The sequence below is a fragment of the Hymenobacter negativus genome (genome assembly GCF_016056375.1).
GTDB classification, from domain to species: domain Bacteria; phylum Bacteroidota; class Bacteroidia; order Cytophagales; family Hymenobacteraceae; genus Hymenobacter; species Hymenobacter negativus_A.
Genome location: NZ_JAEDAE010000001.1, coordinates 528,905 through 549,996 on the forward strand (window position 1 = coordinate 528,905; position 21,092 = coordinate 549,996).

20 protein-coding genes are annotated in these 21,092 nt (G+C 62.4%); 9 read left to right on the forward strand and 11 right to left on the reverse strand.

All coding sequences use genetic code 11. From position 1 onward, the window contains the following. Positions 1-68: 68 nt before the first annotated feature. A complete protein-coding gene (locus tag I7X13_RS02335) occupies positions 69-524 on the forward strand; it encodes a peroxiredoxin (RefSeq protein WP_198074194.1) in 456 nt (151 codons plus the stop codon). A 192-nt stretch (positions 525-716) separates the two neighbouring features. After that, entirely contained in the window at positions 717-1,709 is a 993-nt protein-coding gene (locus I7X13_RS02340; RefSeq protein ID WP_198074195.1) for an alpha/beta fold hydrolase, read from the forward strand. Between the two features lie 37 nt (positions 1,710-1,746). On the opposite strand, the gene I7X13_RS02345 is transcribed toward I7X13_RS02340, so the two are convergent. The 5 genes from I7X13_RS02345 to I7X13_RS02370 all read right to left on the reverse strand — a co-directional run bounded on the left by I7X13_RS02345 (position 1,747) and on the right by I7X13_RS02370 (position 7,543). After that, positions 1,747-2,970 (reverse strand): 5-(carboxyamino)imidazole ribonucleotide synthase, encoded by a 1,224-nt coding sequence (locus tag I7X13_RS02345; protein WP_198074196.1) that lies wholly within the window; start codon positions 2,968-2,970, stop codon positions 1,747-1,749. 23 nt (positions 2,971-2,993) lie between these two features. Further along, a complete protein-coding gene (gene purE, locus I7X13_RS02350) occupies positions 2,994-3,509 on the reverse strand; it encodes a 5-(carboxyamino)imidazole ribonucleotide mutase (protein ID WP_198068168.1) in 516 nt (171 codons plus the stop codon). 73 nt (positions 3,510-3,582) lie between these two features. Then, positions 3,583-4,860: a dihydroorotase gene (locus I7X13_RS02355; RefSeq protein WP_198074197.1), complete on the reverse strand. Its 1,278-nt coding sequence runs from the start codon at positions 4,858-4,860 to the stop codon at positions 3,583-3,585. 174 nt (positions 4,861-5,034) lie between these two features. Continuing rightward, complete coding sequence (locus I7X13_RS02360) at positions 5,035-6,015, reverse strand: aspartate carbamoyltransferase catalytic subunit (protein ID WP_198074198.1); 981 nt, start codon at positions 6,013-6,015, stop codon at positions 5,035-5,037. 493 nt (positions 6,016-6,508) lie between these two features. After that, positions 6,509-7,543, reverse strand: coding sequence for a quinone-dependent dihydroorotate dehydrogenase (locus I7X13_RS02370; protein WP_198074580.1), 1,035 nt, complete (start codon positions 7,541-7,543; stop codon positions 6,509-6,511). 256 nt (positions 7,544-7,799) lie between these two features. Between I7X13_RS02370 and I7X13_RS02375 the strand changes: the two genes are divergently transcribed. Beyond that, the gene (locus tag I7X13_RS02375; protein ID WP_213019007.1) at positions 7,800-8,078 is read left to right on the forward strand and encodes a DUF1294 domain-containing protein; all 279 of its coding nucleotides are present in this window, start codon (positions 7,800-7,802) and stop codon (positions 8,076-8,078) included. 22 nt (positions 8,079-8,100) lie between these two features. Here I7X13_RS02375 and I7X13_RS02380 read toward each other — a convergent pair whose 3' ends face one another. The 3 genes from I7X13_RS02380 to I7X13_RS02390 form a co-directional block, all read right to left on the reverse strand. Continuing rightward, positions 8,101-9,429, reverse strand: a complete 1,329-nt coding sequence (locus tag I7X13_RS02380; protein WP_317191514.1) for a 4Fe-4S binding protein — start codon at positions 9,427-9,429, stop codon at positions 8,101-8,103. A 102-nt stretch (positions 9,430-9,531) separates the two neighbouring features. Further along, a complete protein-coding gene (locus I7X13_RS02385; protein ID WP_198068172.1) occupies positions 9,532-9,753 on the reverse strand; it encodes a hypothetical protein in 222 nt (73 codons plus the stop codon). Positions 9,754-9,777: 24 nt separating this feature from the next. Then, complete coding sequence (locus I7X13_RS02390; RefSeq protein ID WP_198068173.1) at positions 9,778-11,109, reverse strand: NAD(P)/FAD-dependent oxidoreductase; 1,332 nt, start codon at positions 11,107-11,109, stop codon at positions 9,778-9,780. Positions 11,110-11,477: 368 nt separating this feature from the next. Here I7X13_RS02390 and I7X13_RS02395 point away from each other — a divergent pair, with 368 nt between their 5' ends. The 3 genes from I7X13_RS02395 (at position 11,478) to I7X13_RS02405 (ending at position 13,793) form a co-directional block, all read left to right on the forward strand. Further along, on the forward strand, positions 11,478-12,269 hold the full coding sequence (locus tag I7X13_RS02395; protein WP_198074200.1) for a DUF547 domain-containing protein: 792 nt from the start codon (positions 11,478-11,480) through the stop codon (positions 12,267-12,269). A gap of 73 nt (positions 12,270-12,342) precedes the next feature. Continuing rightward, complete coding sequence (locus tag I7X13_RS02400; protein WP_198074201.1) at positions 12,343-12,774, forward strand: hypothetical protein; 432 nt, start codon at positions 12,343-12,345, stop codon at positions 12,772-12,774. Between the two features lie 308 nt (positions 12,775-13,082). Continuing rightward, complete coding sequence (locus I7X13_RS02405; protein ID WP_198074202.1) at positions 13,083-13,793, forward strand: carboxypeptidase-like regulatory domain-containing protein; 711 nt, start codon at positions 13,083-13,085, stop codon at positions 13,791-13,793. A 167-nt stretch (positions 13,794-13,960) separates the two neighbouring features. On the opposite strand, the gene I7X13_RS02410 is transcribed toward I7X13_RS02405, so the two are convergent. The 3 genes from I7X13_RS02410 to I7X13_RS02420 form a co-directional block, all read right to left on the reverse strand. Beyond that, complete coding sequence (locus I7X13_RS02410; protein ID WP_198074203.1) at positions 13,961-15,439, reverse strand: APC family permease; 1,479 nt, start codon at positions 15,437-15,439, stop codon at positions 13,961-13,963. Between the two features lie 81 nt (positions 15,440-15,520). Then, entirely contained in the window at positions 15,521-16,051 is a 531-nt protein-coding gene (locus I7X13_RS02415; protein ID WP_198074204.1) for a hypothetical protein, read from the reverse strand. Positions 16,052-16,104: 53 nt separating this feature from the next. Beyond that, complete coding sequence (locus tag I7X13_RS02420; protein ID WP_198068179.1) at positions 16,105-16,698, reverse strand: hypothetical protein; 594 nt, start codon at positions 16,696-16,698, stop codon at positions 16,105-16,107. A 132-nt stretch (positions 16,699-16,830) separates the two neighbouring features. On the opposite strand from I7X13_RS02420, the gene I7X13_RS02425 reads away from it, so the two are divergent. The 3 genes from I7X13_RS02425 to I7X13_RS02435 all read left to right on the forward strand — a co-directional run bounded on the left by I7X13_RS02425 (position 16,831) and on the right by I7X13_RS02435 (position 21,076). Beyond that, positions 16,831-19,593 carry a hypothetical protein gene (locus I7X13_RS02425; protein WP_198074205.1) on the forward strand — a complete coding sequence of 921 codons (2,763 nt, stop codon included), beginning with the start codon at positions 16,831-16,833 and terminating at the stop codon, positions 19,591-19,593. Positions 19,594-19,700: 107 nt separating this feature from the next. Continuing rightward, on the forward strand, positions 19,701-20,777 hold the full coding sequence (locus I7X13_RS02430) for an AAA family ATPase (protein ID WP_198074206.1): 1,077 nt from the start codon (positions 19,701-19,703) through the stop codon (positions 20,775-20,777). Between the two features lie 110 nt (positions 20,778-20,887). After that, positions 20,888-21,076, forward strand: coding sequence for a hypothetical protein (locus I7X13_RS02435; protein WP_198074207.1), 189 nt, complete (start codon positions 20,888-20,890; stop codon positions 21,074-21,076). Positions 21,077-21,092 lie beyond the last annotated feature (16 nt).

Genomic DNA, 21,092 nt, shown 5'->3' on the forward strand with positions numbered 1-21,092 from the left:
ATGCCGCCGCCGCCGTAAAGCCGCACCGTGCCGCTACCTTGCGGCCTCTAAATAACTTCTTCAGCCATATGCTCCAGGTAGGCCAGCCCGCTCCCGATTTCACCCTCACCACCACTTCCGGCGAAACCTTCCGCTTGGCCGACCAGCGCGGCCGGCACCTGGTGCTGTATTTCTACCCCAAAGACGACACGCCCGGCTGCACCGCCGAAGCCTGCTCGTTTCGCGACCAGTACGAGGATTTCAAGGACCTTGGGGCCGAAGTCATCGGCATCAGCTCCGACACCGAAGCCTCGCACCAGAAATTCACCCAGAAGCACCGCCTGCCCTTCGAGCTGCTGGCCGACACCGATGGCAAAGTGCGCAAGCTCTACGAAGTGCCCCGTGCGCTACTGGGCCTGCTGCCTGGCCGCGTCACCTTTGTAATCGATAAAAAAGGCATTATCCAGTACATCTTCAACTCGTTGAGCGGCGCCACGGACCATGTGAGCAATGCCAAAAAAGTGCTGGAAGGGCTGCCCGCGTAGGGCCTTTGTCATCCTGAGCGCAACGCAGGACCATCTCATGATTGAACAGCTATAGTTCAGGCGTGAGATGGTCCTGCGTTGCGTTCAGGGTGACAAACGAAAAAAAACCTGAATGGTGGGATTGAAACCCCATGCTTTTTGTGCGGAACAGGACTGGAATTCGTAGAAGCAAGCTCATCAAACGCTTCCGCGATGTTCCGTTTCCTGCTGTTGCTACTGCTGCCTTTGCTGCTGGGTGCCACTGCCGCCCTGGCCCAGCCCGCCCCGCTCAATGCCACACTTGATGGCTACGAGTACCCATTTCCGGTACACCACCTGCCGCTGAAGCTGGAGGGGCAGGCCCTACGCATGGCCTACATGGACGTGCCGCCCACCGCCCGGGCCAACGGCCGCACCGTGGTGCTGCTGCATGGCAAAAACTTCTTCGGAGCCTATTGGCGCGAGACAATTAAAACCCTGGCTGGCGCGGGTTTCCGGGTGGTGGTGACCGACCAAGTTGGCTTTGGCAAGTCGGACAAGGCTGATATTCATTATTCGTTTCATCAGCTGGCGCGCAACACGAAGCAGCTGCTCGACACGCTGGGCGTGAAAAAAGCCGTCGTCTTGGGGCACAGTATGGGCGGTATGCTGGCCACCCGCTTCGCCCTGCTCTATCCCGAAACCACCGAAAAACTGGTGCTCGAAAACCCCATTGGCCTGGAGGATTACCGCGTGGGCGTGCCCTTCCAAACCGTGGACCAGGCCGAAGCCACCGAGCTGAAAAGCACCGAAGCCAGCATCCGCAAGTACCACGCAACCTACTACCCCAACGGCTACCCCACCGCCCACGACCAGTGGTTGCTGCCCCTGGCCGCCCAAACCAAAAGCCCCGATTTTGCCAAAGTGGCCCGCGCCAATGCCCTCACCTTCGACATGATTTACCAGCAGCCAGTGAGCTACGAGTTCAGCCGCATTACCGTGCCCACGCTGCTCATCATCGGCCAGGCCGACCGCACGGTAGTAGGCAAAGCGTTAATCAAAGACCCCAAAACGCTGACCCAAATGGGCCAGTATCCCGCACTGGGCCGCCGCACCGCCGCCCAAATCAAGGGCGCGAAACTGGTAGAAATTCCGAACGTGGGCCACATCCCGCACCTGGAGGTGCGGGCGCAGTTTTACAAGGCGCTGCTGGCGTTTTTGGGGTAGGCTTGATGTATCACGAATGTCAAAAGCAGATAATCGGCTAAATAGAGTCCAGCCCCGGCAAGCCGAGCAACTCAGCGGCGCGCCGCGCCACTGTTTTGACACTGGCTACATCCGGGCCGGTAATGGTCAGGTGGCCCATTTTGCGGCCGGGGCGTGCCTGTTCCTTGCCGTACAGGTGCAGATGCGTACCCGGCAGGCGCAACACGCCGAGCCAGTCGGGCTCCTGCCGTTGGCCGTCGGCACCAAACCACACGTCACCCAGCAGGTTGAGCATGATGGCTGGCGAATGCTGGCGCGGCTGCGGCAAGGGCAGGCCCGCCATGGCATGTACCTGCAGGTCGAACTGCGACGCGTCGCAGGCATCTATCGTGTAATGGCCGCTGTTGTGCGGGCGCGGCGCCATCTCGTTGACCACCAGCCCGCCGTGCTCACTGCCATCTTCCACCACGAAGAACTCCACGCACAGCACCCCCACGTAGCCAAGGTGCTGCGCAATGGAAACGGCCGCGGCCCGGGCCCGCTCGGCCAAAGCAGACGGCATGTTGCCTGCGTAGGCGTGCGTCACGGCCAGAATGCCATCGATGTGGACGTTGCGCTGCGGGGCGAAGCTGACCACTTGCCCGTCCCAGCCGCGGGCAACCAGTACTGAGCACTCGGCGGTGAGCGGCAACATCTTTTCGAGCACGCAGGCCACGCCCGCCAGCTCCGCCCAGGCGGCAGCCAGCTCAGCAGTAGTTTTGACACGGACTTGGCCTTTGCCATCGTAGCCCATACGCGCAGTTTTCAGGATGCCGGGCAGCAAATCGGCCCGTTCGTCCAGCACGGCCTGCAAATCGGCGGGCGTTTCCAGCACTGCGTAGGGCGCGCAGGTCACGCCCGACACATCGGCGCAGGCCGCAAAGTGGGCTTTTTCCTCAATGCGGTTTTGGGCGATGCCTACCACGGCCGCGCTGGGCGCCACGGGGCGGGTCTGCGCCAGCGTTTGCAGAGCTTGGGCCGGCACGTTTTCAAACTCGGTGGTGACGGCCTGGCACAGCCGGGCAAGCTCGGCCAGTCCGGCCAGGTCGTCGTAGGCGGTCTGAATGTGGTGGTGGCTCACCAGCCCAGCGGGGCTTTTCGCGTCGGGCTCCAGCACGGCCGTGAAGTAGCCCAGGCGTTGGGCGGCGTGCACAAACATCCGGCCCAACTGGCCGCCGCCCAGCACTCCCAAGGTGGCCCGCTGGCCTGCGGTATCCACACTGCCCGGCAAAAGCGTGGGCATAGCTGTAAGATGATTACCGGCGCTCATACGGGCAGTGTCATGGCGCGGGCGGCCTCGGTTTGATCGGTGCGAAACGCTTGTAGCTTGGTCGCCAACTCGGGATTGTGCAGGGCCAGCAGGCTCACCGCAAACAGCGCCGCATTGGCCGCCCCGGCCGTGCCGATGGCAAACGTGGCCACCGGGATGCCCTTGGGCATCTGCACGATGCTGTGCAGCGAGTCCACACCCTGCAAGTGGCGGCTGGCCACCGGTACGCCCAGCACGGGCACCGTCGTTTTGGCGGCCAGCATGCCCGGCAAATGCGCAGCCCCGCCCGCGCCGGCAATGATGGCTTGCAAGCCGCGCGGGCCAGCCTGTTCGGCGTAGGCAAATAAGTCGTCGGGCATGCGGTGGGCCGATACCACGCGCGCTTCGTGGGCCACGCCAAACTGCGTGAGAATCTGCACGGCGTGCTGCATGGTGTCCCAGTCGCTGCTGGAACCCATCACCACGCCGATAAGGGGCTGGTTAAGAGTGTCGGAGGAGGAAGGTGTACTCATCAGAATTCATTGGTCGTCATGCTGAGCGCAGTCGAAGCATGACGGGCGACTATTATTTGTCAAACTCTAATTATTAACGCTCCAGCAGGATTTCCGAACCCAAAACCACCAAGTCGACCCGGCCCTTTAAGGTCTGGTTGATGAAGGGTGTGTTCTGCGATTTAGATTTCATGAAGTCCTTCGTGAAGGTCGTTTCCGCTTCGGTATTGAATAAGACGCAATCGGCGGATTGTCCCACCTCGATGGTGGTTACGGGCAGGCCCATCAGGCGGCGGGGCTCGGCCGAGTAGCGCTTCACCACCAGGTCCCAGCCAAACTTGCCGGGCTCCACGAAGTGGTGGTAGAGCGACACCAGCGCCGTATCGAGGCCGGTGATGCCGTTGGGCGCGCTGATGAAATCCTGGGCTTTCTCAAACGGCGTGTGCGGCGCGTGGTCGGTGGCAATGAGGTCGAAGACGCCCTCTTTGAGGCCTTCGAGCAGTGCGTCGCAATCGGCTTGCGTGCGCAGCGGCGGATTCATCTTGTAATTGGTGTCGTAGTCGCCGATGTGCTCGTCGGTGAATAAGAGGTGGTGCGGCGATACTTCGGCCGTCACTTTCACATCGCCGCGCGATTTCCACCAGCGGATGGTTTCCATGCCCAGCTTGCTCGACACGTGCTGAATGTGGACGTGCGCGCCCGCCGCGTGAGCCAAGCGGATATCGCGGTCAATGATGATTTCCTCGGCGCAGGCCGGCGAGCCCTTGATGCCCAGCCGGTAGCTCATCACGCCTTCGTTGAGGGCGCGGGGGCCGGCCAACTCCGGCACTTCGCAGTGGCTGGCAAAAAACATCCCGAACTCGGTGGCGTACTGCATGGCCCGCAGCAGCACGGCCGGGTCGGCAGTGGTGTCGCCATCGTCGGTGAGCATCTTCACGCCGAGGCCGCGCATGCCTTCAATTTCGGCCAGCTCCTTGCCTTCGCGGTTTTTCGTCACGCAGCCCGATGTGTACACTGGGATGCGGGCGCGGTCCTTGGCATTTTCCAGCACGGTGGCCACGGTGGTCGCCGAGTCAAGGGCCGGGCGAGTGTTGGGCATCATCACCACGCCGGTCACGCCGCCGTTAATGGCCGCTTCGCTGCCCGTGGTGATGGTTTCCTTATTCTCGAACCCGGGGGCACGAAAATGGACGTGGGCATCAAACATGCCGGGCATCAGCACCCGGCCGCCCGCGTCGATGACGCGGGCACCCTCGGGAACAGTCAATTTGGGGCCGATTTTTTCAATAATTCCTTCGACAATCAGGACATCACTCTCAACGAGTTCGGGAGAGTTTTCGGCGGCGATGCGGGCGTTTTGAAGGAGCAGCATGGAGGAAGAAGGGTGGTGAACCGGCAAGAGTTATAGGAGAGGTAAAGAGGAATGGTTGCTGGAAGATGCAGAGACGCAATATTTTGCGTCTCGTCGTCCGCGCCGTTCGGGGTCGTTGGCTAATTGTGCAGGCGTTATCGTTCAACGACGAGACGCAAAATATTGCGTCTCTCCCTAGGGCAGCGCTACCGTAGAGCTGGCGCGTTGCGGGGTCACGTAAGATTCTTGCTTCGGGAAGTCGCCGCCCGGCGTGAGCCAGTCGAGCACCGCCATGCGCACGGAAATTCCGTTTTCGACCTGGTTGGTAATCAGGCTGCGCTCGTAGTCCATTACGGCGTCGCAGAGCTCCACGCCCCGATTCACGGGGCCGGGGTGCATAATATAGAGGCCGAGGTCGCCGATTTCGGCCAGCCGGGCCGTGGTGATGCCGTAGACGCGGTGGTACTCGCGCACACTGGGGAAAAACTGCACGTCCTGGCGCTCCAGCTGCACGCGCAGCAGGTACACCACATCGGGCGCCCAGGCCATGGCCGCTTCATAATCAGTAAAGCGGCGGATGCTGGCCGGCACGTACTTGGGCACCAGCGAGCCCGGCCCAAGATACGCCACCTCAATGCCCAACTTTTGCAGCAGCGTGCTGGTGGAGCGCGCCACGCGCGAGTGCAGAATGTCGCCGATGATGAGGACCTTCTTGCCGCGCGGGTCGGGAAATTTTTCCTTGATGGTGAAAGCGTCGAGTAGGGCCTGGGTGGGGTGCTCGTGTGCGCCGTCGCCGGCATTGATGACCGAGGCTGTGGTCTGCCGAGCTATCATGCCGGGCAGGCCGGGGTGGCTATGGCGGACGATGATGTAGTCGGTGCGCATGGCCTGCAGCGTTTCAATCGTTTCGCGCACCGACTCGCCCTTGGTGATGGAGGAGTGAGCCACGTCGAAATTCGTGACCTCCGCCGAGAGGCGCTTGGCCGCGACCTCGAAGGAGGAATGCGTGCGGGTGCTGGCCTCGTAGAACAGCATGAGCACGGACTTGCCCTCCAGCGCGGGAATTTTCTTCACCGAGTGGCTGAATAGCTTTTTGAACGACGTGGATTGGTCGAGCAAAAACTCGATTTCCTCACGATGAAGGGATGCGATGTCGAGCAGGTCTTTACGTGCCATACCAATAGGGCGGAAAAGTGAGGTTAGCTAGTGAACGCAGCAGTTAACGAACTCAGCGGGCATAAAAAAACCGTTTCGGAATCCGAAACGGCGGCGGGGCGATACCCGGAAAAAACAACGGAAATACCAGCGGCAAAACTAGAAAAACCGATGGCGGAGAAGACCTTCCGGTCCATTCGTGGGTCTCTGCCAAGCGAGGTTCCACGCTTCATCAACAAGTTTTTTGGTTGAAGCATGGTGCAAAAATACGGCATTGTTACGCCCAGCCATTCATCGGTCATGTTAACTTTATTTTGGCCCGCTTTTCTTGAATTTTATTTTCGGGCTAACCACCTAAACGGCGCGCTTTTTATCCTCTTTCCGTCCGTGCAAAAAAAAATAGGGCCCGCATAGCCAATTGCCTGGCAAGGACCAGCGCGCTTAACTTTGGCTCTTTGTTGCGGTGCTGGGCGTGCCGCTTGCCTTTTTGGGGTATCTGCGTGGGCGCATCGCGCTAGCCCCGCACCAGGCTCCGGTTTATGCGGCTCACCAGCGCCGGCCCTTCGTAGATAAAGCCGGTATAGAGCTGAATCAGCGTGGCCCCGGCGGCCACCTTCTCCTGTGCATCGGCCGCCGAATGAATGCCGCCCGCGCCAATAATCGGCAGCCCGCCGTCAGATTTCCGGTGCAGGTAGCGGATGACTTCGGTGGCCCGGGCCCGCAGGGGCTTGCCGCTCAGGCCGCCCGCACCCAGACTGGCCACGTAGCCCGGCTCGGTGTTTAGGTTGTCGCGGCTGATGGTGGTATTAGTCGCGACCAGGCCGCTCAGCTTGGTTTCGCGGGCTATTTCCAGAATGTCGTCGAGCTGGGAATCGGTCAGGTCCGGGGCGATTTTGAGCAGTAACGGGTGGGGCTTGGCGCGGTTTAGGTTGCGGGCCTGCACCTGTTGGAGGAGTTCGATGAGCGGCTTTTTCTCCTGCAGCTGGCGCAGCCCCGGCGTATTGGGCGAGCTCACGTTCACCACAAAGTAGTCGACCTCCTCGGCCAGGGCCTCAAAGCCGGCCACGTAGTCGTCGGCGGCGCGCTCGTTGGGCGTATCCTTGTTCTTGCCAATGTTGCCGCCGATGATGAGCTGGCGGTTGCGCCGCCGGGCCAGCCGCGCCGCCACCACGGCCGCCCCGTCGTTGTTGAAGCCCATGCGGTTCACCAGGGCCTCGTCCTGCGGCAGCCGGAACAGGCGTGGCTGCGGGTTGCCGGGCTGCGGCCGGGGCGTCACCGTCCCAATTTCCACGAAGCCGAAACCCAGCGTGGCCAGCTCATCCGTGAGGGCTGCGTTCTTGTCAAACCCCGCCGCCAGCCCCACCGGGTTCGGAAATTTCAACCCAAAAACCTCGCGCTCCAGGCTGGGGTGCTGGAAATCGTAGAGGGCGCGCAGCAGCGCCGACGTGCCCGGTACCCGCGCCGCGCGGCGAAGGTTGTCGAAAACAAGGTGGTGGGCGCGCTCGGCGTCGAGGTTGAAAAGGAGGGGTTTGGCGAGGGCTTTATACACGGGCATCAGGTGCAGGGTGGTGGCAAAGGTCGGGGAATAAGTCCTCTCAAACCAGCCGTAGGCCCGGAATAAAGTTTCGGAAAATTTGCCCCAGCTTTGCTAAACCAACCGGAAAATATTCGGGCGCGGTGAGGTTGCGACCACTCGGTTACTCCGTCTTCCCTTGTTGAATCCGCCCAATCGGCTCAGCCCCGGGCTGCAACTAACCAGGCCGAAACCCAGAGCAAGCCAATCAGCAAGGCCCGCCTCCCACATCATGAAAATACTCTTGAGCTGCCTGTTGTTTTTCAACCTTTTGTGTTTCCTGCTGTTCGCCCTGGACAAACGCAAGGCGCGGCGCAACCAGCGGCGCATTGCCGAGAAAACGCTGCACCTAGCTACGCTGCCGGGCGCGGCCCCCGGTGCGTGGGCGGCTGTTTTGCTGCTGCACCATAAAAACCGGAAAGCTACTTTCTGGAGCGTCACCCTGATGCTGACGCTGCTGCAAGGGGCGGTTATTTATTTCACATGGCCCTATTTACAGGCGCGGTTTTAAACAGCTTCAGCTCCTGAATCAGCTAACTCAAAATCCTCAGCGAGTCTGCGTGAATGAGCGGCGAGGCTTGCGTGCGGCCTTCGCGCGGGCCATTCTCCAGGTTGAGCACGCCGCGGGGGCAGGCGGTGCTGCACATGCCGCAGCCCACGCACGAGGCCCGAACGATGGGCGCGCCGCGCTGGGCGTATTGCTGCACGTCGATGCCCATTTCGCACACATTGGAGCAGTTGCCGCACGAGATGCACTGCGCCCCGTTGGTGCTGATGCGGAAGCGGGAGAAATGCTTTTGCAGCAGGCCCAGGTAGGCCGCCATGGGGCAGCCGAAGCGGCACCACACGCGTGAGCCCATAATGGGGTAGAAGCCCACGCCAATCACCCCCGAAAACACCGAACCGATAGCGAAGCCGTACCACTTGGCCGCCACGTTGCCGGCCGCGCCCAGCAGCGTGCCGCCGGTGGCAAAATGTACCCACAGCAGAGCCGTGATGGCAACTATCAGCCCCAGCACGGGGTAGATGATGCGCACTTCCCAGCGCCAGGCAACGCGGCTTTTGTCGGAGAGGTGGCGGTAGGGGTCGCCGGCGGTTTCGGCCAGCCCGCCGCAGCCGCACACCCACGAGCAGTACCAGCGCTTGCCGTAGAAATAGGTGAGCACCGGCGTAGCCACCAACGACATCACCGCGCCCCAGAACACCATGAACACGCCTAGTCCGCCCTTTTGCAGCAGCGAAGTAACCGTGCCGGGAAACAGGTAGTCGTATTTCAACGGCCAGAAGTAGCTGAAATAAAACTCCGGCTGCTGGAAAAACTGGAGCAGCCCGGGAATCAAAAACGCAAAACCCAACTGGAAAAACATGACCGAAACGGTGCGGATAAGCTGGTAGCGCGAGTGCCGGTATTTCCACAGCGCGCGTCCGCCCATCAGCAGCACGGCCAGGGTGTAGAAGGTGCCGTAGAGAAACCATTGGTCGGCTGGCCGGGCGCGCAGCGCCTGGCTGAGGCCGTCGAGCGGATGCACCAGGTTGGTGAGCAGGCCGAAATTGCCCTGGCCATCGTCGTTGCTGAACCAATACAGAACTACGTAGAAGCCTGTGAGCACCAGGCCCGTGACCCAAGCCACAGCCCCGCGGCCGGTACTGGCCCGCAACCATAGGTTGTTCTGCCGCACGCCAGCCGGTTGCCGGCCATATTTCAGCCAGCTCCACGCCAGCGTGCCGGCGCTCACCAGGCCCACCGCCAGCCAGAACCAACTGTTGCGCCGGCTGGGGTCGGCATCGGCCAGGGCCAGAAGCAGGGCCAGCAGGCCGCCGGCTACCACGGCCAGCATAAGCTTTTCGGCGGGCGACGACACGGGAAGGGGCGGGGTAAGCAAATTCAGTTAGCAGTTAACAGTGAGCAGATAACAATTAATAGTTAACAGTCGATGATTGATAACTGCTCACTGTTAACTGATTTAATGATGGTGCGGCTCATCGGGCTTGCCGAAGAGATTGATGAGCGTGCCCACAATATAAAAGCCTGACCAGCATACGTACAGCCAATTGAAGCCCGCCGGCTGGTGGCCCACGAAGAAATGCAGAATCAGGTGTGCCCCGGCGCTCATCAGCAGGCCCGTGAGGGCGATGAACTGGAAGCTGTTTAGGGCCGAGGGACGGTATAGCTTGGAGAAATCCACAGAAAAAAAGTTGAGTGACGAAGGCTACAGACGCGCAAAAAGTCCCTTGCGCTGCTTTAGTACCACTGGCTGTTCCGGAAACTGCCGGTTGAAGTCGGCCACAATGGCCTTTTCGTGCTGCGGGAAAAACTCAGGGTCGAAATTGGCTGCGCCGAAATGGCTGATGACTGTGGCAACGGGTGCGCGCTGTGCAATCCACTGCTCGCACACGGCGTGGCGCAGGCGCAGGCCCAGCGCATTGAAGCCCACCACGGCGTGCGGCGCCTCGCTCCGGAAATACACCCGCACCGCGGCTCGGCAATTGGGGTGCTCCCAGTAGAAGCTGGTGAGGCCGGGCGTAGGGGCAGCTGGGGCGTGGCCGTAGGTCTGGTATTCGAGGTTAAAGAACTTGGCCGAGTTGAACCAGATGCCGCGCCGGTAGGGGGTGGACTGCCCGCAGATGGTGTGGGCCACGGTTTCGCCCTGCATGCGGCCGGTGTACCAGAGCTGCTCAATGGGCACCTCGCCCGCGCCGGGCCGGCGGTGCTGGGCGCAGTCGCCGGCCGCAAATACGTTGGGCACGTTGGTGCGCAGGAGCTCATCGACCAGTATGCCCTGGTCGGTTTCTACGTTTGACGTTTTGGCCAGCGTGAGGTTGGGCCGCACGCCGGTGGCCAGGCCCACCCACTGGCAGGCTATTTCCTCGCCGGCTGTGGTCACCACGGCGCGCACGCGGCCCTGTGCATTGGCCAGAATCTCGCGCAATTCGGTGCCATAGCGTACCGAAACGTGGTTTTCCTGGAACTGGCGGTCCACTAGGTTGGCCTCTTCCGGTGGCAGCACCGAGGCCCAGTAGCGAGCGTCGCGCACCAGCACCACGGGCTCGATGCCGCGGCTGTGCAGCATCTCGGCCAGCTCTACACCGATGAGGCCGCCACCCACCACTACGCCCCGGCTGATGCCGTGGGTGTCGCGGGTCATGGCCTCTAAATCTGGCAAGCCATACAGGCCCTGCACGCCGGCCAGTTGCTGGCCGGGCCAATCAAAGAATTTGCTTTCGGAGCCAGTGGCCAGCAGCAACTGGTCGTAGGCGAGGGTGGTGCTGTTGTCAAGGATGAGCAGGTTTTCGGCGGTGTTGAGAGCGGTGGCGGTGGCATGCACCAGGGCCAGCCGGTTCTCGTCCCAGAACCAGTCTTCGTAGGGCTTGATGTCCTGCGCTCGCAGGTGGCCCATGTACACGTACATCAGCGCGGTGCGGGAGTAGTGGTGGGCGCTTTCGCTCGATACCAGCGTGATGCGGGCCTCGGGCTGCAGCCGGCGCACGGTCAGGGCGCACGTCACGCCGGTAATGCCGTTGCCAAGGATGACGAGGTGCATGGTGGAGAGAAGAAATGTCCGGCCTCAAATGTAGCGACAAGGCTGGCCGGCCGCACCGTGACTGCAGGTGCGCCAAGCCGCTCTACGCGCCGCCTCTGGCTGGCTCCGCCCACCGCGGGTGCGCCCAGTACTTCGTAGCCAGAAAGTGTGGATTCCGACCATCAAATTGGCTGGAATGACAGGCTAAGCCAAAAAATGCCAGACTATTTTTTGGAATGAAATGCCACTCAACTCGCAATTCAGCGCGGAATGGCTGAAACAGAAAAAACGCACTGTTTCAAAATGGGAATGTTGAATCAGTATAAAACTGATGCCCCCGCGCGACAGTAAGTTTCGGGTCAGTAAACACTTGTTCAGCTTACTACATTATGAAATCTACCTGCTCCATTTTCGGAATGTTTTGGGCCGTGCTGCTGATACTGGTTTTGGGCGGAAAGGCGGTGGCCGGCGGAAATGAGCCACTCACGGCCGTATCCATCACAGTGCAGACCACGGCCTTCCTGCAAAAATTTGTGAACAAGGAAGGCAAGGTGAGCTACGAGGCCTTGCAGCACAGCCCCGAAATGCTGGACGCACTGCTGAGCAATATTGCCGATTTTGATGTGACCAAAGCCGAAGCAGCTGACCAGTACGCCTTCTACCTGAATGCCTACAACATCCTGGTAATCGGTGAAGTCTTGAAGAACTACCCGCTCACCTCGGTGCAGGACATGCCCGGCTTTTTCAACCGAGTCCGGATGCGCGTTGGGCGCGAAATGCTAACCCTTGACCAGATTGAAACCGACAAGCTCCGTAAAATCTACGACGACCCGCGCCTGCACTTTGCCCTGGTGTGCGGCACCAACAGCTGCCCCCGCCTGAGCCGCACCGCCTACGTTGGCAAAGACCTGTTTGCGCAGCTGAATAACCAGGCCCGGTTTGCCCTGCTCGACCCCAGCTATGTGCAGGTGGACGATGCGAAGAAAGTCGTGCGGCTGCCGGAAATTTTTCAGTGGTACGAAAGCGACTTCCGCGCCAGCGGCAATTCGGGGGTGATGTACGTCAACCAGTTCCGCAAAAACAGCCGCATTCCTACCTGGTACACCGTCGAATACTATCCTTACAACTGGAGCCTGAACGACCAGAAGCACCCCGACTCCGCAACCATGGCCAGCAAATAAGCCTGCACCGGGCGTAACGCATTGCCGAGGCCTGCGTAAGCCGGAGACACTTCAACCTCAGACTTCCCCGCTTATGATACCCGATAACATCTCCGGCGACGGCACCGACCCCAACGAAGGCGAACACGCCAACATCATTGAAAACAAAGACACTGCGAAAAACGAAAAGCTGGAAAAAGAAAAGGACTACCAGCAGGACCAAAGCAACAACAAAGCCAGCGGCGACCCTACGGCCCTGCGCAACATAGGCGCCAACGGCTACACCCAGCGCAGCAACCAGAAAGACCAGCTCGAGAACCTGCACATTGTCGGCTCCGAAACCAGCCCCCAGGGCGGCAACGACCACACCAATGCCGGCGAGCAGGCCCAGGGTCCGGGTTTCGAAGCCGAAGGCAGTTACGAGCTGGACCACAACCTGCGCACCCGGGAGCAGAAGTTCGGCGAAAAAGGTGTCAGTGGCCCCGCCAGGCCCGCCAACGACGGCGAAACCATCAGCGACGTATAAGCTGCTGCCGGTATTCTGGCAAAGCACTGGGAGCAATGACTGACCGGCTGGGCCGGAGCCTGCTGAGACTACGGTCCGGCGGCTCCGGCCCGGCTTTCTTATTGTCCTAGCCACCAGCGCGCTAAGGGGTAGAGTTGGCAACAGGCGAAGGCACAGCGCTGGAGGCTCGAATTTGCCGAATCAAAAAAAAGTATGGCTGCGGCAGATAACGTCGCAAAAGCTTAACTTGCGCAGCCTATTTGGATAGGTGGCTTTGACCAAGAAATAAATCCCGCGCAAGTATTAACCCACCCATTACTTTTTTAACGATGAATTCAGAAAATCTACCCAAGGTTGAAAACGAGCCTTACAATCCGAACCTGGATGCTCAGGATGAGGACGTTGTATCGGGTGGCAACAACAAGCTGACCTACATTCTGGTGGGCGTAATTCTGGCCCTGATACTGGTCTACGTGGCCCTGCCCAAAGGCGGCGGCAACGGCCTGGCTTCCGTCACGCCCAGCTTTATGCTCGATGATGCCGCCGTGACGGCCACCGCACCCACCTCAGCCGACAGCATTGCTGCTGGCCTCAAAGCAGCCCCGGCCGCTGCCGAAGAAGCCACTGCCAAAACCACTACTAAAACGGTAGTGAAACCCACGACTACTGCTGCAACCACTGCCGCCCCGGCAGCGGCGCCAGCCGTAGCTGCCGCCGCGCCTGCCCCCGTGGAAGCCGCCCCAGCGCCCGCGCCCGTGGCTGCCCCCGAGCCCGCTGCGCCCACCACCGTTACCATGTCGGGCAAGATTGAGGATGAGAACGGCCGGCCGCTGGTGGGCGCCACCGTGCTGCTGAAAGGCAGCAGCAAAGGCACCAGCACCGACGCCAACGGTAATTACACCCTGGAAGTACCCAGCGGCGACAATACCCTCATCTACGGCTATGGCGGCTACGACGACGAAGAAGTGCGCAACAGCGGCAGCAAGCCCGTGAACGTGACCCTCACGCCCCGCGCCAAAGCCAGCCGCAAGCGCCGCTAAACCGCTGGCGGAGTTGTTAGAAAAAGGAAAGGCCTCCCGCATTAGGAGGCCTTTTTGTGTGCTATTGAAATGGGCGTTTGTCATTCCGACACAGGAGGAATCTGAGAGAGGTCATTTGAGCAGATTAACTCAGATTCCTCCTGCGTCGGAATGACAACTACTACGTACTAAGCCTCGGCCTTGCCCGCGAAGCGGCGGCCGAACAGGAAATACACCGGCAGGCCCAGCGCCACCAGGCCCAGCCCTCGGCGCGAGAATTCGGCCGTGTCAGGCGCGATGAGCAGAATGAGGCAGAAGGCGCTGGCCAGCACCACGTAGAGGCCCGGCACCAGCGGGTAGCCCCAGGCGCGGTAGGGGCGCGGGGCCTCGGGCCGGGTGCGGCGCAGCACGAAAATGCCGATGATGGTGACCACGTAAAACAGAATCACGGCGAACATCACGTAGTTGAGCAGCTGGCCGTAGGAGCCGCTGAGGCAGAGCAGGCTGGCCCACAGGCACTGCGCCCACAGGGCGCGGCCGGGCACGCCGGCCCCGTTCAGCCGGGCCAGGCCGGGGAAGAATAGGCCGTCTTTCGCCATGGCGAAATAGGCGCGGGAGCCGCTGAGAATGATGCCGTTATTGGCCCCGAACGTGCTGAGCATGATGAGCACGGCCATAACATAGGCGCCGGCCTTGCCGAGCACCGATTCGGCTACGGCGGTGGCCACGCGGTCGTCGGTGGCGTATTGGATGCCCCGGCCGGCCAGCGTGGCGGCTTCGGGGGTGCCGTGCAGGGGCAGCACCAGCAGGTACACCACGTTGATGAGGATGTAGAGGGCCGTGACAATGGCCGTGCCGATGGCCATGCTGCGCACCAGCGTCCGCTCGGGGTTCTGGATTTCTTCGCCCGCGAAGCCAATGTTGTTCCACGAATCGGAGGAAAAGAGGGAGCCCGTCATGGCCATGCCGATGGCGATGACCAGCGAGTAGCCGCTGATGGGCAGCGGGGCGGCGCTCACGCCGGGGGCCGGGTAGCGGGTGGCCGTCCAGAGGTCGGCGAAGTTGGCGGCGATGGCCTCGTGGTTCAGCCCCAGCGCCACGCCGAAGACAATGAGCAGCGCCAGCGCCACCAGCTTGGTGCTGCCCAGCACGTTCTGAATGAGCTTGCCGGTGCGCACACCCTGCGCGTTGAGGGCCGTGATGCCGACGATGAGCGCAATGGCCAGCAATTGCACGCTGCTAAATTCGAAGGTGCCGGCGTGAAACAGCACGTTTTTCACGCTGAAGTAGGGCAGGAGTACACCCGTAAACTTGGCGAAGGCCACGGCCACGGCCGCAATCACGCCGGTTTGAATTACCAGAAACAGCGTCCAGCCATACAAGAAAGCCGTGAGGCGGCCAAAAGCTTCGCGCAGGTACACGTATTGCCCACCCACTTTGGGAAACATGCTGGCCAGCTCGCCGTAGCTGATGGCCCCGGCCATGGTGATGAAGCCGGTGAGCAGCCACACTACCAGCAGCCAGCCGGCGCTGCCCACCTGCCGCGCAATGTCGGCCGAGACGATGAAGATGCCCGAGCCTATCATACTGCCGGTGACCAGCATAATGGCGTCGAAAAGATTGATGGCCCGCTTGAAATGCGGCTGGTCGGGTTGTGGTTCGGTCATAAGGGAACGGAGATTTTTGCCAAAGAAAACGAAAAGGCCCGCCGTGGACGGCGAGCCTCGCAATGAAAAGCCGGAAAAAGGTTAAAATTCGCTGCGGTCGTACCAGCTGCGCATGCGCCACGGGTCGTTCCGATTCTTGCGTACCAGCACCAGCCGGGCCGTGCCGGTGCCCGAAAACCGCTCGTCGTCGCGCTGCTCGATGGTGAGCAGAAAGGAGCGTTCCACGCTGGCCAGCGTGTCGGAAGCCAGCGTGTCGGAGCTGGGCAGGTACTGCGTCCATTGCAGATTGATGGAGCGGGCGGCCTTGAAGAGGCGGTAGGTGGTGTTGGCGTCCACGTCGCGGGTCCAAGAGCGGTCCAGGTTGGCGGCGAAGTCGCGGTAGGTGAACTTGAACCTGGGCGAGAGCAGCTGGCCGTAGAGCGTGGAATCGCGCAGCTGGTAAGCCGACCGAAACCGGTCGAAGAAGCCGCGCACGTACACGGGGTTGCCCAGCAGCTCGTTCTGGTCGGTGGGCACCTCATCCAGAGCCGGGGCGAAGGGATTGCACGCGGGCACCGTCAGCACAAGCACAATGCCCGAAAGCATGATAGTGGAACGGGACGGCAGTTTCATGAGGCGAAATATACGAATATGGCGGAAAGGGTAAGCTTTGCGCCGCGACAAGCTCAGTGCGAGCTGAAGTATTTCTTTAAATCTGTCCAGCACAGGCCGGGGGTGGTGCGCTGGTCGCGCCAGGCCACAATGCGCCACTCGTTGTTGCGACGACGCAGGAGCAGGCGCATGTTGCCCTGCAATAGGCCGGCGTGGAAAGCGGTATCCTGCTGCGTTATTTTGAGTTGGTAGAGGGCCGATACTTCGGCCGAATCGGTGGTGTAGAACTGGTCGCGGCGGCCGCTCAGAGTGAGCGTGTTGGTGGTGCCGGTGGCCGTGCGGCGGCGCAGGCTGCTGAAGTAAGTGGTTTCTTCGGGTACGCTCCAGTTGGCGAAGAGGGCGGGCGAGGAACCGGCGCTGGTGGGGTCGGGCGCGAAGCGGTAGTCGGGGCCGCTGAAAGTGCGCTCGTAGTTGCCCACGTTCACGTTTTGCACGGCGGTGGTGAAGTTGGCCAGCAGAATATCAATCTGGGTGGGCTGAATCCACTCGCTGGCCGTGGCCGAGGGTTCGGGCTCGCGCAGCTGGAAGCAGGCCGGCAGGGCCAGCAGCGTGAGCCCGCCGAGAACCCGGGCGGCAGCGCCAGCGAATGCAGCAGGCCAATTATACATTGCGAAATAGGGAGTGGTATTCAGCAGAAAGATACGTGGCGCGCGGCGTTCCAAACCAAGCGGGAGCCTTGGCGCTTATCCGCCAACCCGCTTCCCGCCGTACTTTCGTCGCCCGTCATCCGCTGCCCCTGCATGTCCCGAAAGCTTCTGGCGCTATTCACCGCGCTGCTGTTGCTGCTCACGCTGGCCACGTACGTCTACTACCGGCGCACGCTGGCGGCCGTGCCCGTCGACCCCTACGCCCTGGTGCCCGACGATGCCGTGCTGGTGCTCAGCACCCACGACCACCCCGCGCTGGTGCGCCACCTGCAGGAGACCGAGCTGTGGGACAACCTCACGGCCGTGCGCTATTTCCAGCAGGCAGCGGGCCACCTGGCCCTGGCCGACAGCCTGGCCGGCGGCAACTCGCGTCGGCGCAACGCCGTGCTCAACCTGCTGGGCCGCAAGCTGGTCATCACTTCCGTGCACGTGACGGGGCCGGGCGAGTTCGACGTGCTTTACCAGATTCCGCTGGCCCGCGTGAGCGAATACCGGCAGGTGCGCAGCCTGCTCGAAACCCTGGGCCGCGACGCCCGCTACCGCCTCGCCACCCGCGACTACGAAGGCCAGGAGCTGACCGTCCTCACCGAGCAGCGCACCGAGCTGGGAATCACCGTTTTCAACTACCGCAACCACCTCGTCATCAGCACCAATGCCAGCTTGGTGGAAGCCGCCGTGCGCCGCCTGGCCCACCCCGATGCGCCCACCGTGCTGGCCAGCTTCGGCACCACCGATTTGCTGAAGCTGCGCGGCGTGGATGGCTCGCTGCTGATAAATTACCGCCGCCTGCCGCAGTTTCTCGATGTGCTGTTTCGGCGCGATGCCCACGGGCAGGTCGACCAACTCACGGGGCTGGTGTCGCAGGGCTTGCTGGGGGTGAAGCTGGCCGGTAGTCGGGTGCAACTCCAGGGGTTCTCGAACCCCGAAACGGCCCGGGGCACGCTCCAGCAACGCTTAAAGGGGCAGCCCGCGCAGCCGCTGGGCCTTAGCGAGTTGATGAGTACGCGCACGGCTATGCTACTGCACCTGGCCGCCCAGCCGGCCCGCACCTGGCCACGGCCCGGTACGCCGATGGTCGACTCACTGGGGCACAACGCCGCGCTGGACAGCCTGCGGACCACCTTCGGGGGCGAAATGGCCATTGGCTACCTGGCGGCGGTGGCGGCGGGCAGCCGGCCGGGGCGGTTGGCGTTTGTGCGCTGTCCGGCGCCGGCACGCACGGCGCAGTGGCTGGCCCGGCTGCGCCGCATCGAGGGCAGCTCACCGGCCTTTACCAAAGTGGGACCCTACGAAATCCACCCCGTGGGCTTCTCGGAGGCGTCGGTGCTGGGGCCGTTGTTGGTCCCGGCCCGGCCCGGCGCTGTGGAAGTGACGGCCAGCGCCGGCGTGCTGGTCGGCAACTACCTGGTGCTTTCCGATGAGCTGACCCTGAACGGCTACCTCGCCGATGTGGTGGCCGGCCGCACCTGGGCCCAAACCCCGAGCCAGGTGTCCTTCCTGCAGGAAACGATGCCCCGCGCCCGCCTCAGTATTTTCGTGGACACGCGCAACAGCTGGAACGCCCTGCTGGGCGTGCTCACCGAAGACCGGCGGGCCGGCCTGCTACGCAACGAGGCCTTGTTCAAGCGCTTCCCGCAGTTCTCCTTTCAGCTAGTGCCGCCTGAGAACGAGGCCGCGCCCGATGCCCAGTATTATACCCAGCTGCTGCTGCGCCACCCCGACCTGGGCCCCGCTACGGCGCAGGCCGGCGGCGCGGCCGCCAACGGCCGGGTGCTGAATTTCAAGCACGAACTGGTGGGGATGCCCACGGTGTTGCCCGCGCTGGGCACCCGCATTCCGGCCGTGGCGGTGCAGGATTCGGCCAATGTCCTGCATTTCGTGAGTGCCGATAATGCGGTGTTGTGGTCTGATACGCTGGCCGGGCCGGCCGTGGGGCAAGCGCTGCTGCCCAGTGGCGGCGGGGTGCCGGGCGGCCTGCTGCTGGGGGCTGGCCACCGCCTGCACCTGCTGGCCAACGACGGCAGCGCCGTACTGCCCTTTCCCCTCAACCTGCCCGATACCGTGCGCGTGGCCGCGCTGCTGGCCGCCCCCACCGGCCCCGATGCGCCCGCCCGCCTGCTGGCCCGCACCGCCGGCAACGACCTGATTTTACTTGATGCCAAAGGCCGCCTTTTCCCTGGCTGGCAGCCCAAGCGGCTCGATTTCCCATTAGCCGGCGAACCCGCGCTGCTTAGCGTGAGCGGGCGCGACGTGGTGGTGGCCCCGCTCCAGAACGGCTACGTGTATGCCTTCGACGGGCAGGGCAACCTGTTTCCCGGCTTCCCCCTGAGCCTGGGGGCGCGGCTGGCTGGCAACCTGCTGGTGCAGCCCGGCAGCACCCTGGGCCGCACTCACCTCATGGCCGTAAACCAGCACGGCGAACTGCTGACCTTCACCCTGAGCGGTGATATTCTGACCCGCCGCCGGGTGGCTACCTGGAGCCGCACCGCCCGCTTTCACCTGGTGCCCGATGCCCGGGGCCGCAGCTTCGTCATCACCCGGGAGGATGGGAATCAGCTGGACGTGTACCTGCCCACGCAGGCGGCGCCACTGCTCACCCAGCGCTTCGTGACCTCGGGAGACAAGCCGGTGCAGCTATTCGACTTCGGCAATGGCCGGCGCATCGTGGCCATCACGGAAACCGGGCCGGGGCAGGTGTCGCTCTACAATGGCAAGGGCAAGCTGCTGGGCGATGCGCCGCTGCCCAGCACCGGCACCGGCGTGGGCCTGAGCTACGACGCCACCACAGATGCGTACCAATTAGTGCGCATTGTGGGCCGCGAGCTGCGCCGCACGGAGCTGAAGGTGGTGCAGTAAAGACGCATATTTGCGTCTTAGCGTCCGCGCCGTTCCAACAATTGCCGTTCAACGCTGAGACGCAAATATGCGTCTCTACATCGTGCCAATTGGCCTCCTGACTATCCATGACCCCACCACTCCGCACCGGCCTTGTGGTCGGCAAGTTCTGGCCGCCGCACCGGGGCCACCAGCTGCTACTGGAAACTGCTGCCGCGCAAGTAGCCGAGCTGTTGGTGCTGGTATACGCCAACCCTACCGGGCACGGCCCGGACTCCGAAACCATGCCAGCACCGGTGCGGGCCCAGTGGCTGCGCGAACTGTACCGGGGCGATAATCTGACCGATGGGCTGCACATCGGCAGCACGCCGCTGCGCATATTCGCCCTCACCGCTGAGGCCGACGGTGTGCCACTCGATACGGCCGACGACTACACGCACCGCGAGTTTGTGCGGCAGTGGCTGGCCGGGCAGGGCTTGGCGGTGGATGCGGTATTCACCAGCGAAGACTACGGGCCGGGCTTTGCCGAGCACCTGGGGGTGGCCCATGTGAGCGTGGATGCGGCCCGGGCGCAGGTGCCCGTATCAGGCACGCTGGTACGTGATAATCCAGCGGCTTACGCCCGCTACCTGCATCCGCTGGTGGCGGCGCAGCTAGGTGTGGTGCCGCCCGCCGAAGTGCCCCGGGTTGTTTTTCTGGGAGCCGAAAGCAGCGGCAAATCGACGCTGTGCGCGGCGCTGGCCGAGGCCTGCGGCACGGTGTGGGTGCCCGAGTACGGCCGTACCCTGCACGAGCAAAAAAACGGCAACCTCGGCTACGAAGACCTGCTCTACATTGCCCGCCGCCACGCCGAGTTGGAGGATGAGGCTGCCACCCAGGCCCACGGCGTGCTGTTTTGCGACACCAACGCGGCTACCACGGCGCTCTATTCCTACTACTATTTCCACCGCTGCGACCCGGCCCTGCAGGCCATGGCAGCGGTGTGCGGACAGCGCTACGCGCACACCTTCGTGTGTGCGCCCACCGTGCCCTTCGAGCAGGACGGCTGGCGCGGCCCCGAGGCACTGCGCAGCTTTCAGCACGGTATGATACTGATGCAGCTGGACTACTTCGGCATCCCGTACATACTGGTGGAGGGCACGGTGGCCGAGCGGGTGGCGCAGGTGCGGGCGGCGCTACAAGGGCGGGGCGAGCTTCCAGCTTAAAGGGGGCGCTATTGATTGGCGATTATCCCGTTACCTTACGGCATCGAATGGGCCGCGCATTATTGCCCGTTCGCCAGGCTACTTCCAGCCGACCCTAATCAACCACCACTATGCAGGAAAACCCCGAAAAGGAATCTGAACAAAACCCACCGACGGCCCCGAAGCCGTTGCTTACCGACCCGCCTTATTCCGGCGGCAGCGACATCCACATCGGCGAGGGCCAAGAGCATCATTTGCCCCACGAAGGCACGCATCAGCCATCGAGGCTCAAAACATCGGAAAACACGGCGCAGGAATAACAAAGCGGGGTGATTG